General features: G+C 70.7%; 12 protein-coding genes and 1 pseudogene. 5 read left to right on the plus strand and 8 right to left on the minus strand.

The window, feature by feature from the left end:
• The coding region (locus tag AC2H6A_RS02910; protein ID WP_484271633.1) for a Bug family tripartite tricarboxylate transporter substrate binding protein at positions 1 to 763 on the plus strand (763 nt) is incomplete at its 5' end.
• A 94-nt stretch (positions 764 to 857) separates the two neighbouring features.
• On the opposite strand, the gene rng is transcribed toward AC2H6A_RS02910, so the two are convergent.
• From rng to AC2H6A_RS02950, 8 genes and pseudogenes are all read right to left on the minus strand, one after another.
• Positions 858 to 2,321 carry a ribonuclease G gene (rng, locus tag AC2H6A_RS02915; RefSeq protein ID WP_484271634.1) on the minus strand — a complete coding sequence of 488 codons (1,464 nt, stop codon included), beginning with the start codon at positions 2,319 to 2,321 and terminating at the stop codon, positions 858 to 860.
• Entirely contained in the window at positions 2,318 to 2,962 is a 645-nt protein-coding gene (locus AC2H6A_RS02920) for a Maf family protein (protein WP_484271635.1), read from the minus strand. The genes rng and AC2H6A_RS02920 overlap by 4 nt, the downstream gene beginning before the upstream one ends.
• Positions 2,963 to 2,975: 13 nt before the next feature.
• Positions 2,976 to 3,446, minus strand: coding sequence for a 23S rRNA (pseudouridine(1915)-N(3))-methyltransferase RlmH (rlmH, locus tag AC2H6A_RS02925; RefSeq protein ID WP_484271636.1), 471 nt, complete (start codon positions 3,444 to 3,446; stop codon positions 2,976 to 2,978).
• Positions 3,447 to 3,506: 60 nt separating this feature from the next.
• Positions 3,507 to 3,848, minus strand: a pseudogene (rsfS, locus tag AC2H6A_RS02930) (ribosome silencing factor); the annotation flags it as partial.
• Between the two features lie 4 nt (positions 3,849 to 3,852).
• Positions 3,853 to 4,512, minus strand: a complete 660-nt coding sequence (gene nadD / locus AC2H6A_RS02935) for a nicotinate-nucleotide adenylyltransferase (RefSeq protein ID WP_484271637.1) — start codon at positions 4,510 to 4,512, stop codon at positions 3,853 to 3,855.
• Positions 4,509 to 5,426, minus strand: a complete 918-nt coding sequence (hemF, locus tag AC2H6A_RS02940) for an oxygen-dependent coproporphyrinogen oxidase (protein ID WP_484271638.1) — start codon at positions 5,424 to 5,426, stop codon at positions 4,509 to 4,511. The genes nadD and hemF overlap by 4 nt, the downstream gene beginning before the upstream one ends.
• Before the next feature lie 20 nt (positions 5,427 to 5,446).
• On the minus strand, positions 5,447 to 6,733 hold the full coding sequence (gene purD / locus AC2H6A_RS02945; protein WP_484271639.1) for a phosphoribosylamine--glycine ligase: 1,287 nt from the start codon (positions 6,731 to 6,733) through the stop codon (positions 5,447 to 5,449).
• Positions 6,730 to 7,464, minus strand: a complete 735-nt coding sequence (locus AC2H6A_RS02950) for a YebC/PmpR family DNA-binding transcriptional regulator (protein WP_484271640.1) — start codon at positions 7,462 to 7,464, stop codon at positions 6,730 to 6,732. Before AC2H6A_RS02950 ends, purD begins: the two co-directional genes overlap by 4 nt.
• A 130-nt stretch (positions 7,465 to 7,594) precedes the next feature.
• Between AC2H6A_RS02950 and AC2H6A_RS02955 the strand changes: the two genes are divergently transcribed.
• The 4 genes from AC2H6A_RS02955 (at position 7,595) to AC2H6A_RS02970 (ending at position 11,824) form a co-directional block, all read left to right on the plus strand.
• Positions 7,595 to 9,193, plus strand: coding sequence for a helicase HerA-like domain-containing protein (locus AC2H6A_RS02955; protein ID WP_484271641.1), 1,599 nt, complete (start codon positions 7,595 to 7,597; stop codon positions 9,191 to 9,193).
• A gap of 47 nt (positions 9,194 to 9,240) precedes the next feature.
• Complete coding sequence (locus tag AC2H6A_RS02960) at positions 9,241 to 10,020, plus strand: SDR family oxidoreductase (protein ID WP_484271642.1); 780 nt, start codon at positions 9,241 to 9,243, stop codon at positions 10,018 to 10,020.
• 86 nt (positions 10,021 to 10,106) lie between these two features.
• Entirely contained in the window at positions 10,107 to 11,075 is a 969-nt protein-coding gene (locus tag AC2H6A_RS02965; protein WP_484271643.1) for a quinone oxidoreductase family protein, read from the plus strand.
• A gap of 47 nt (positions 11,076 to 11,122) precedes the next feature.
• Entirely contained in the window at positions 11,123 to 11,824 is a 702-nt protein-coding gene (locus tag AC2H6A_RS02970) for a tRNA threonylcarbamoyladenosine dehydratase (RefSeq protein WP_484271665.1), read from the plus strand.
• Positions 11,825 to 11,839: the final 15 nt, after the last annotated feature.

Consider the following 11,839-nt stretch of genomic DNA (forward strand, 5'->3'; position numbering starts at 1 on the left):
TGGCGGAGATATCGGGGTTGCAGCCTATGCCCGCTCGCAGCCCGATGGCTACACCCTGGGCCTGGGCGGCGTGGCCTCGCACGGCATCTCGCCCACGCTCAAGGCCGGCAAGCTGCCCTTCGATGCCGCCCGCGACTTCACCTTCGTGAGCACGCTCTGGGCGCTGCCTAATTTCCTGGTGGCCAATCTGGCCCTGCCCGCGAATACCGTCCCGGAGCTCATCCAGCTGCTCAAGCGCAATCCCGGCAAGTACAACTACGGCTCGGCCGGGCTGGGCACCACGCTGCATCTCGCCGGCGAGATGTTCAAGCTGCTTGCCGGCGTCGAGATGACCCATGTGCCCTATCGGGGCGCGGCCCCCGCCATGACCGATGTCATCGGCGGCGCGGTGCAGATGATCTTCGACAACATTCCCGGCGCGCTGGCGCAGTACAAGGCCGGCAAGGTCAAGGCCTTCGGCGTGACCAGCGCCACGCGCAGTCCGGTGGTGCCCGACATCCCTTCGCTGGCCGAGTTCCTGCCGGGCTTCGATGTGGTCTCCTGGACCACCGTCACCGGGCCGGCCGGTCTGCCCCCGGCCGTGGTCGAGCGCATCTCGCAGTTCACCCGCCAGGCCCTCGAAAGCGCGTCGCTGAAGAAAGACTTCTTCGATCGCGGCGCCACCGCCATCTGGCGCTCGCCGCAGGACACGGCCGCCTATCGGGCGAGCGAGGAGAAGCGCCTGGGCGAGATCATCCGCACGGCCAGGATCACGCTTGATTGAGCGATGAGCCAGCGCCAGGGGTTGATGCAAATCAGGCGTCGATCGTCGCCTTTTTGCATCGGCCTGCCACGGGCCTGGTTTGTCTCGGCGCTCCCTACACCAGGACGATGTCGTACTGCTGCTGCCCGTAGCTGGTCTCCACCTGCAACGAGATCTGCTTGCCGATCGCGTCGCAGAGCGTGGCCAGCGGCGGGGCCTCCTCCTCGAGGAACAGGTCGATCACGGCCTGCGAGGCGAGGATGCGGAACTCCCGCGGATTGAACTGCCGGGACTCGCGCTGGATCTCGCGCAGGATCTCGTAGCAGATCGTGCGCGCGGTCTTGATCTCGCCGCGGCCGGCGCAGGTGGGGCAGGGTTCGCAGAGCAGATGCGCCAGCGATTCGCGGGTGCGCTTGCGGGTCATTTCCACCAGACCCAGCGCGGTGAAGCCGTTCACCGAGGTGCGGGTGCGATCGCGCGCCAGCGCCTTGCGCAGTTCGGCGAGCACCGAGTCGCGGTGGGCGACATCGGTCATGTCGATGAAATCGGCGATGATGATGCCGCCCAGGTTGCGCACCCGCAGCTGGCGCGCAATGGCGTGCGCGGCCTCGAGGTTGGTCTTGAAGATGGTGTCGTCGAAGTTGCGGCTGCCCACATACCCGCCGGTGTTCACATCGATGGTGGTGAGCGCCTCGGTCTGGTCGATGATCAGGTAGCCGCCCGATTTGAGGTCGACCCGCCGCGCCAGGGCCTTCTCGATCTCGGCCTCGATGGCATGCAGGCCGAACAGCGGCCGGTCGCCGCGGTGCGCGCGCAGCCGGCCCACCATGGCCGGTGCATAGGTCTGCGCGAAGGCCTGCAGCGCGACCAGCTCGTCGGGGTTGTCGATGATGATCGCGTGGGTGTTCTCGCCGGCGACATCGCGCAGGATGCGCTGGGTGGCCGAGACTTCCTGGTAGAGCAGCGACGGCGCGGGCTGGCGCCGGCTGCCCTGCAGGATCTCCTGCCAGCGCAGCCGCAGGTAGGCCACGTCGGCGGCCAGCTCGGCCTCGGTGCAGTCTTCGGCCGAGGTGCGGATGATGAAGCCGCCGGCATCGTTGTCGCCCAGGGCGGCCTGCAGGCGGCGGCGCAGGGCCTGGCGCTCGGCCTCGTCGCCGATGCGTTGCGACACGCCGATGTGAGGGTCATGGGGCAGGTAGACCAGCAGCCGTCCGGCGATGCTGATCTGGGTGGACAGCCGCGCGCCCTTGGTCCCGAGCGGATCCTTGATCACCTGCACGAGCAGCGGCTGACCGTCGAAGAGCAGCTTCTCGATCGGCACCGGGGCGTTCTGGCCGGCCTGCGGCGAGCGCGACTGCCAGAGGTCGGCCACATGCAGGAAGGCTGCGCGCTCGAGGCCGATGTCGATGAATGCCGACTGCATGCCGGGCAGCACCCGGGAGACCTTGCCCAGGTAGATGTTGCCGGTGAGCCCGCGCGCGGCGGCCCGTTCGATGTGCAGTTCCTGCACCACGCCCTGCTGGACCACCGCGATGCGGGTCTCGTGCGGGCTGTGGTTGACGAGGATGTCTTCGGTCATGGTGGGGCGGGAGGGCGGGGGGGCTCGCCGGCATGGCGCGCGGCTCGCCGCAGCGCGCGATCGACCAGCCGGCAGGTCTCGTGCAGGGGCAGCCCCATGATACCGGAGTGACTGCCCTCGATCCGGCGCACGAAGGCTGCCGCTGCGCCCTGGATGGCATAGCCGCCGGCCTTGCCGAAGGGTTCGCCGCCGGCCACATAGGCGGCGATCTGCGCCGCACTCAGGCGCGCGAAGCTCACCCTCGAGACCTGGATGGCGAGCTCGGCATGGCGGGCGTCGCCCACTGCCACGGCGGTGAGCACCCGGTGGCTGCGTCCGGCCAGGCGTTCGAGCATGCCGGTGGCCTGCGCTGCGTCGGCCGGCTTGCCGAGCAGGGTGCCGCCGATGGCCACCGTGGTGTCGGCGCACAGCACCGGCGCAGGCGGCAGGTCGCGGCGACTCAGCCGATCGCGGGCGGCCTGCAGCTTGGCGAGCACCACCCGTTTCACATAGGCGGTGGGGTCTTCACCGGTGCGGGTGGCTTCCAGCGCCTCGGCGTCTTCATCCGGGTCGGGCAGCAGGGGCTGGAAGGCGATGCCCACCTGGCGCAGCAGTTCCACGCGGCGCGGGCTCTGCGAAGCGAGGTAGATGAAGCCGGTCATGGTCGGTGTGCCTTCAGTCGCGGTGATAGGGATGGCCGGTGATCACCGACCAGCCGCGCCAGAGCTGCTCGGCGAGCACCACCCGCACCAGCGGATGCGCCAGGGTAAGGCTGGACAGGCGCAGGCGCTCGGCGCACTCGGCCTTCAGGGCGGGGTCGAGTCCGTCGGGGCCGCCGATCAGGATTGCTACCGAGCGGGCAGTCTCGCGCCAGGCAGCCATGCGGGCCGCAAAGCCCCGGGTGTCGAGATCAGTGCCGCGCTCGTCGAGTGCCACCAGCCGCGCGCCTTCGGGCAGGGCGGCACGGATGCGCTGTGCCTCGCGGGCCATCCAGGCGCTGGCACTGCCACTGGCGCCGCGCGCCTCGGCCTTCACCTCGCGCCACTCCAGCGCGCAGTCGGCGGGCAGGCGAGCGGTGTAGTCGGCGACAGCCGCCTGCACCCAGGCCGGCATGCGGCTGCCCACGGCGATCACGCGGATGCGCATCGGGTTCGCGGCCGCTGCGGCCGCGCCGGGGGATCAGGCGGCCGGGGCGCGGCGCGTGGCGCCGAGCTTGACCCGGACCGGCTTGCCGCCCCAGATCTCCTCGAGGTTGTAGTAGGCGCGGATGGCGGGCTGCATCACATGAACCACGATGTCGCCGAGATCGACCAGGACCCACTCGCCGCTGTCCTCGCCTTCGACCGAGATGACATCGCCCCCGGCCTGCTTGACCTGATCGCGCACATGAGCGGCCAGTGCCCGTGTCTGCCGGTTGGAGGTGCCACTGACCAGCACCACCCGGTCGAAGAGGTCGGTGACCGGGCGTGTGTCGAAGACCCGGATGTCCTGGCCCTTGATGTCTTCCAGGGCGTCGACCACGAGGCGCTGCAGTTTGCGAAGATCCATGCGTTCAGTCTGAGGCTGGGGCACAGCCCCGGTAGAGGTGATGCTGCCGAATATAGTGGAGAACCGCGGGCGCAACCAGTTCGGCAGGGTCTTCCCCGCGAGCCAGCGCAGCCCGCAGCGCCGTGGACGACACCGGCACCGGTGGCATCGAGAAGAACACGATCGACCCGGCGGGGGCGTCGGCCAGGCGCTGCCGCCCGTGGCTCTGCACCAGGCGCTCCACCGGCTCGGGCAGCGCTGACAGGGATACCCGCTCGCGCTGTGTGCAGGCCAGGTGCGCGAGCCCGATCAGCGACTCCCAGCGATGCCAGGTGGCGAGGTTGCGCAGCTGGTCGCTGCCCAGCACCAGGATCAGCGCAGCCTCGGGACCGAGCTCGGCGCGCAGTTCGGCCAGGGTGTCCGCGGTGTAGCTCGGCCCGGCCCGTGCGAGTTCCCGGGTATCGACCGTCATGCCGGGCTCGCCGGCAAAGCCTGCCTGCAGCATGGCCGCACGTTGCGCCGCGCTTGCCACCACGCCGCGCTTCTGCCAGGACGCGCCGGTGGGGATCAGCCGCAAGGCATCGAGGCCGAGCGCCTCGCGGGCGGCGCGGGCGAGCGCCAGGTGCCCGACATGCGGCGGGTCGAAGGTGCCGCCGAGCACGCCGATGCGCAGACGCTCGCTCAAACCCAGTCCCGGGCCTGCAGGAAGTGGCTGTAGAGCCGGGCCTCGGGGGTGCCGGGCTCGGGCTGCCAGTTGTAGCGCCAGTTGACCACCGGCGGCATGGAGCAGAGGATGGATTCGGTGCGCCCGCCCGACTGCAGCCCGAACAGCGTGCCACGGTCGAACACCAGGTTGAACTCCACATAGCGGCCGCGCCGGTAGCACTGGAAGTCGCGCTCGCGCTCGCCCCAGGCATGGTCGCGGCGGCGCTGCGCGATCGGCAGCCAGGCCGGCAGGAAGTGCTCGCCGACGCTGCGGGTGAGCGCGAACGACTGTTCGAAGCCCAGTTCGGAGAAGTCGTCGAAGAACACGCCGCCCACGCCGCGGGGTTCGTTGCGGTGCTTCAGGAAGAAGTACTCGTCGCACCAGCGCTTGAAGCGCGGATGGAAGTCGGGCCCGAAGGGCGCGAGCGCGGCCTGGCACTGGCGGTGGAAGTGCGTGGCGTCTTCATCGAAGCCGTAGTAGGGCGTGAGGTCCATGCCACCGCCGAACCACCACACCGGCGCGTCGGCGCTGCCGGCGGCCGGATAGGCCACGAAGAAGCGCACATTCAGGTGCACCGTGGGGATGTACGGGTTGCGCGGATGCAGCACCAGCGAGACGCCCATGGCCTCGAAGGGCCGACCGGCGAGGGCAGGGCGCTGGGCGCTGGCGGTGGGCGGCAGGGCCGGCCCGGTGACATGCGAGAACAGCACGCCGCCGCGCTCGAGCACCCCGCCGTTCTCGATCACGCGCGACAGACCGCCGCCGCCGCCCGGGCGCTCCCACTGGTCGGTGAGAAAGGGCTGGCCATCGAGCCCTTCCAGGCCCGACACGATCGAGGACTGCAGGGTGAGCAGCCAGGCGCGAACCGCGCTTGCGTCCACGGGGGCTTGCATGGGGCGTCTCCGGGGCAGGGTCAGCGCTTGCGCGCCAGGGCACGATGGCCGATGTCGGTGCGGAACTGCATGCCGGCAAAGCACAGGCCGCTCACCCGCTGGTAGGCCGCGGCCTGGGCGATCTTGACCGAGTCGCCCAGCGCGGTGACGCAGAGCACGCGGCCACCGGCGGTGACCACCTTGCCGTCGGCCTCCTGTGTGCCGGCGTGGAAGACCAGGGTGTCATCGAGCGCGCCGTTGCCCTGCGCGGGCAGGCCCTCGATGGCGTCGCCACGGCGCGGGTTGTCGGGGTAGCCGGCGGCGGCCAGCACCACGCCCAGCGCGGTGCGCCGGTCCCAGGCGATCTCGGCGGTGTCCAGGCGGCCGTCGATGGCCGCCTCGAAGACCTCGGCGAGATCGCTCTTGACCCGGGCCATGATCGGCTGGGTCTCGGGGTCGCCCATGCGGCAGTTGAACTCGAGCGTGCGGGGGTTGCCCTGCTCGTCGATCATCAGGCCGGCATACAGGAAGCCGGTGAAAGGGATGCCGTCACGGGCCATGCCGGCCACCGTGGGGTGGATGATCTCGCGCAGCACCCGGGCGTGGATCTCGGGGGTGACCACCGGTGCGGGCGAATAGGCGCCCATGCCGCCGGTGTTGGGCCCGGCGTCGCCATCGAGCAGGCGCTTGTGGTCCTGGCTGGTGGCCAGCGGCAGCACATGGCGGCCGTCGACCATCACGATGAAGCTCGCTTCCTCGCCGCCGAGGCATTCCTCGATGACCACGCGCGCCCCGGCCGCGCCCATCCGGTTGTCGACCAGCATGTCGTCGACCGCGGCGTGCGCCTGTGCCAGCGTGGTGGCCACCACCACGCCCTTGCCGGCGGCCAGGCCGTCGGCCTTGATGACGATCGGCGCGCCCTGGCTGTCGAGGTAGGCATGGGCCGCCGCCGCGTCGGTGAAGGTCTGGTAGCGCGCGGTGGGAATACCGTGCCGTGTCATGAAGGCCTTGGCGAAGTCCTTGGAGGACTCGAGCTGGGCCGCTGCCCGGGTGGGCCCGAAGATGCGAAGGCCGCGCTCGCGGAAGTGGTCGACGATGCCGGCCGCCAGCGGCCCCTCGGGCCCGACCACCGTGAAGGCGATGTCCTGGGTGGCGGCGAACTCGGCCAGCTCGGCGATGTCGGTGATCGGCAGGTTGCGCAGCCGCCCGTCGCGGGCCGTGCCGGCGTTGCCCGGGGCGACATGCACCGTGGTGACCCGCGGCGAGCAGGACAGGCGCCAGGCGAGCGCGTGCTCGCGCCCGCCCGAGCCCACCACCAGCAGCTTCACAGCGCGGCCTCGTCGATCACCGCGTTGGTGTAGACCTGCTGGACATCGTCGAGGCCCTCGAGCACATCGAGCAGCTTCTGCATGCGGGCGGCATCCTCGCCGGTGAAGACGGTTTCGGTGACGGGTTTCATGGTGACCTCGGCCACCTCGGCCTTCAGGCCGGCCGCCTCGAGGGCCCGGCGCACCGCCGGAAAATCGGGCGGCGCGCAGAGCACCTCGATGCCGCCTTCCTCATCGGTGACCACATCCTCGGCGCCGGCCTCGATGGCCGCTTCCATCACCCGGTCTTCGGAGGTGCCGGGGGCATAGAGCAACAGGCCGCAGTGGCGGAACAGGAAGGCCACCGAGCCGTCGGTGCCGAGGTTGCCGCCGTACTTGGAGAAGGCGTGCCGGACTTCGGCCACGGTGCGGGTGCGGTTGTCGGTCAGGCAGTCGACGATGACCGCCGCGCCACCGATGCCATAGCCCTCGTAGCGGATTTCCTCGTAGTTGACGCCATCCAGGCCGCCCACGCCCTTCTGGATGGCGTTGGCGACCTTGTCCTTGGTCATGTTGGCGTCGGAGGCCTTGTCCATGGCCAGCCGCAACCGCGGGTTGGCGTTGGGATCGCCGCCGCCGAGCTTGGCCGCAACGGTGATCTCGCGGATGATGCGGGTGAACAGCTTGCCGCGCTTCTCGTCCTGGCGATTCTTGCGGTGCTGGATGTTGGCCCACTTGGAATGGCCGGCCATCAGTGTCTCTCCGGGGGGTGCCGGCTTGCGCGGTGCGCGCGCGGCGTGGTCGAATTGACGCCTTCGCAACGGCGCCCTCGCAGCCGTCCATTCTATCACCCGGCCCCAGTGCGGCCGCCCCCGAGGCAGCATGCCCGAACCCCTCCGAATCGCGGTCAGCGAGCCGGCCGCCGCCGGCAGCGCGCCGCTCGACCTGTGCCTGCTGCCGGCCCTCGCCAACCGGCATGGCCTGATCGCTGGCGCCACCGGCACCGGCAAGACCGTCACCCTGCAGGTGATGGCCGAACGCTTCTCGGCCATCGGCGTGCCGGTGTTCATGGCCGATGTGAAGGGCGATCTCACCGGCATCGCCCGGCCCGGCACCGCCAGCCCACGGCTGCGCGAGCGGCTCGAGCGCCTGGGCCTGCCCGAGCCGGCCTTCGCCGGCGCGCCAGTCACCCTCTGGGATGTCTTCGGCGAGAAGGGTCATCCGCTGCGCGCCACGGTCTCCGACATGGGGCCGCTGCTGCTGGCGCGCATGCTCGGCCTGAACGAAACCCAGGAGGGCGTGCTCAACCTGGTGTTCCGCATCGCCGACGAGCGCGGGCTGCTGCTGCTCGACGCCAAGGACCTGCGGGCGATGCTGCAGCATGTCGGCGAGAACGCCCGCGACTTCACCACCGCCTACGGCAATGTCTCCTCGGCCTCGATCGGCGCCATCCAGCGCGCGCTGCTCACCCTCGACTCCCAGGGTGCCGACCGCTTCTTCGGCGAGCCGATGCTCAACATCGACGACCTGCTGCAGACCGATGGCGCGGGTCGTGGCGTGGTCAACATCCTGGCTGCCGACCGCCTGATGAACTCGCCGCGCCTGTACGCAGCCTTTCTGCTCTGGCTGCTGTCCGATCTCTTCGAACGGCTGCCCGAGGTCGGTGACCGGGACCGCCCGAAGCTGGTGTTCTTCTTCGACGAGGCCCATCTGCTGTTCAGCGAGTCGCCGCGGGCGCTGGTCGAGAAGGTCGAACAGGTGGTGCGCCTGATCCGCTCCAAGGGGGTGGGCGTGTACTTCGTCACGCAGAACCCGCTCGATGTGCCCGACACCGTGCTCGGGCAGCTCGGCAACCGGGTGCAGCACGCGCTGCGCGCATTCACGCCCCGCGACCAGAAGGCGGTGAAGTCGGCGGCGAGCACCCTGCGGCCCAATCCGGCGTTCAGCGCCGAGGCCGTGATCACCGAGCTCGGCGTGGGCGAGGCGCTGGTCTCCTTCCTCGACGAGAAGGGCCGCCCTGGCATGGTCGAGCGCGCGCTGGTGGTACCGCCGGGGTCGCGCATCGGCCCCGTCGACGACGCCGAACGACGCGCGCTGATCGCCGGCTCGGTGGTCGCTGGCGTCTACGAGCAGGCGATCGACCGCGAGAGCGCCTTCGAGCGCCTGAAGGCCGGCGCGACCGGTCGTGCCGCAAGCCCGACGGGCTCGGGTGCCGGCGCGGGCGCCGCGGGCGGTGGTGCGCCGGCAGCGGGCCGTGCACCTGCGCCCGCACCGGCCGAGGGATCCATCACCGACACGCTGCGTGATGTGCTCGGCGGCCTTGCCGGCGGCGGCGGGTCGGGTGGCGGTTCGCGCCGCGGTGATTCCGTGATCGAGGCTGCCGCCAAGAGCGCGGCCCGCTCGATCGGGTCCACACTCGGCCGCGAGATCATCCGCGGCGTGCTCGGCTCGCTGCTCGGTGGCGGCGGCCGGCGCCGCTGACGCGGCGTGGTTCTTTTTCCAACCTGTTTCTTCCGGAGCGATCGGACATGGATCTCGGCATCAAGGGCAAATGGGCGCTGGTCTGCGGCGCGAGCAAGGGGCTGGGCTACGGCTGCGCGCTGTCGCTCGCCCAGGAGGGGGTGAACCTGGTGATCAACGCTCGCTCGGCCGACACGCTGGCCCAGGCCGCCACCCGTCTGCGCGAGCAGACCGGGGTGACGGTGATCGAGGCTGCCTGCGACATCACCACCCCCGAGGGCCAGGCCCAGGCGCTGGCGGCCGCGCCGCAGATCGACATCCTGGTCAACAACGCCGGCGGCCCGCCGCCCGGCGACTTCCGCAGCTTCACCCGCGAGCAGTGGCTGGCCGCGCTCAACGCCAACATGCTCACGCCCATCGAGCTGATCAAGGCCACGCTCGACGGCATGATCGAGCGCCGCTTCGGCCGGGTGGTCAACATCACCTCCAGCTCGGTGAAGGCACCCATCGACATCCTCGGCCTGTCCAACGGCGCGCGCGCCGGCCTCACCGGCTTCATCGCCGGGCTGGCCCGCAAGACCGTCGTCCACAATGTCACCATCAACAACCTGCTGCCCGGCATGTTCGACACCGACCGCCTGCGTGGCACCATCGCCGCCTCGGCCAAGGCTGCCGGGGTCAGCATCGAGGAGGCCCGGCGGCTGCGCACGGCCTCGGTGCCGGCCGGACGCCTGGGCGATGCCTACGAGTTCGGCCAGGCCTGCGCCTACCTGTGCAGCGCCCAGGCGTCCTATGTCACCGGCCAGAACTTCCTGATCGACGGCGGTGCCTACCCCGGCACCTTCTGAGGCCGCGGCCGGCGCGCCGGTTTCCCCCCGCATCGCGCGCGGCAGTCCTTGCCGCGCGCGCCTTCATTCCCCAATCGGAGAACACCATGCCCAAGGCAATTCGAATCGAGCGGACCGGCGGTCCGGAAGTGATGCAGTTCGTCGATGTCGAGGTCGGCCCGCCCGGCCCCGGCGAGGTGCAGGTCCGCAACCATGCGGTCGGCCTGAACTACATCGATGTCTATTTCCGATCCGGCCTGTACCCCATGCCGTTGCCCGCCGGGGTGGGCCTGGAGGGCGCCGGGGTGGTCACCGCGGTGGGCGCGGGCGTGAACACCTTCAAGGTGGGCGACCGGGTTGCCTACTGCGGCCAGCCCCCGGGCTCGTATGCCGAGCTGCGCAACATGCCGGCGGCGCCGCTGGTGAAGCTGCCCAAGTCGGTGGGCTTTGACACCGCCGCGGCCATGATGCTCAAGGGCCTCACCGTCCAGTACCTGTTCCGCCGCACCTACAAGCTGCAGCGCGGCCAGACCATCCTGTTCCATGCCGCGGCCGGTGGCGTGGGTCTGATCGCCATGCAGTGGGCCAAGGCGCTGGGCGTGACCGTCATCGGCACCGCCGGCTCCGAGGCCAAGGCCAAGCTCGCGCGCGATTTCGGCGCCGACCATGTGATCCTCTACAACAAGGAGAATGTGGCCGAGCGGGTGCGCGAGATCACCCGCGGCGAGATGGTGCCGGTGGTCTACGACTCGGTGGGCAAGGACACCTTCCAGGGCTCGATCGACAGCCTGCAGCCCTTCGGTCTGCTGGTGAGCTTCGGCAACGCCTCGGGGCCGGTGCCGCCGCTGCCGCTCACCGCGCTCAAGGGCTCGCTCTACATCACCCGGCCCTCGCTCATGGCCCACACCAGCAGCCGCGAGAACCTCGAGACCATGTCGGCCGACCTGTTCCGCATGGTCGCCAGCGGCAAGGTGCGCATCGAGATCGACCAGCGCTATGCCCTGGCCGACACCGTGCGCGCCCACCAGGATCTGGAGGCCCGCCGCACCACCGGCTCCACGGTGCTGCTGCCCTGAGCACCGCCGCCGAGTCCGCGGCGCGGGCCTTCGGCGGCGTCGCCCGTCTGCATGGCGAGGCCGGCCTGGCGCGCCTGCGGGCGGCCCATGCCTGCGTGGTGGGCGTGGGCGGCGTGGGGTCCTGGGCAGCCGAGGCGCTGGTGCGTTCCGGCGTGGGCGCCATCACCCTGATCGACCTGGACCATGTCGCCGAGTCGAACCTGAACCGCCAGCTCCACGCCCTGCACTCCACGCTCGGCGCGGCCAAGGTCGCGGTGATGCGCGAGCGCCTGCGCGACATCGCGCCCGATTGTCAGGTGCTCGCCACCGATGCCTTCATCGATCCCGGCAATGTCGCCCAACTCGTGCCCGAGGGCGCGGTGGTGGTCGACGCCATCGACGCCCCTCGGGCCAAGGCGGCGCTGATCGCGCTGTGCCGGGCTCGTGCTCAGGCGCTCGTGGTCTGCGGGGCGGCCGGCGGCCGCAGCGATCCGCTTGCCCTCGCCGAGGACGATCTGGCCCTGATCCGGGGCGATGCGCTGATCGCGGCGGTACGCGCGCGCCTGCGCCGCGAGCACGGGTTTCCGCGCGAGCCGGGCCGACGCTTCGGCGTGTCGGTGATCCACTCGCGGGAAGCGCCCGCCGGCACGCGCGGGGCCGTTGGGGGAGCCGGCCTCTCATGCGCGGGTTACGGTTCCGTGGTGACGGTCACGGCCGCCATGGGCATGGCTGCCGCCGCGCGAGCGATCCGGGCGATAATCACCGGCTAGCCGCGGGCTGGCTCG

This window comes from Quisquiliibacterium sp., from assembly GCF_982640115.1.

Coding starts and splice junctions, on each gene's coding strand:
- rng (WP_484271634.1), bottom strand. CDS start 2,321: ATGACCGAAGACATCCTCGTCAACCACAGCCCGCACGAGACCCGCATC.
- AC2H6A_RS02920 (WP_484271635.1), bottom strand. CDS start 2,962: ATGACCGGCTTCATCTACCTCGCTTCGCAGAGCCCGCGCCGCGTGGAA.
- rlmH (WP_484271636.1), bottom strand. CDS start 3,446: ATGCGCATCCGCGTGATCGCCGTGGGCAGCCGCATGCCGGCCTGGGTG.
- hemF (WP_484271638.1), bottom strand. CDS start 5,426: ATGCAAGCCCCCGTGGACGCAAGCGCGGTTCGCGCCTGGCTGCTCACC.
- AC2H6A_RS02950 (WP_484271640.1), bottom strand. CDS start 7,464: ATGGCCGGCCATTCCAAGTGGGCCAACATCCAGCACCGCAAGAATCGC.
- AC2H6A_RS02955 (WP_484271641.1), top strand. CDS start 7,595: ATGCCCGAACCCCTCCGAATCGCGGTCAGCGAGCCGGCCGCCGCCGGC.
- AC2H6A_RS02960 (WP_484271642.1), top strand. CDS start 9,241: ATGGATCTCGGCATCAAGGGCAAATGGGCGCTGGTCTGCGGCGCGAGC.
- AC2H6A_RS02965 (WP_484271643.1), top strand. CDS start 10,107: ATGCCCAAGGCAATTCGAATCGAGCGGACCGGCGGTCCGGAAGTGATG.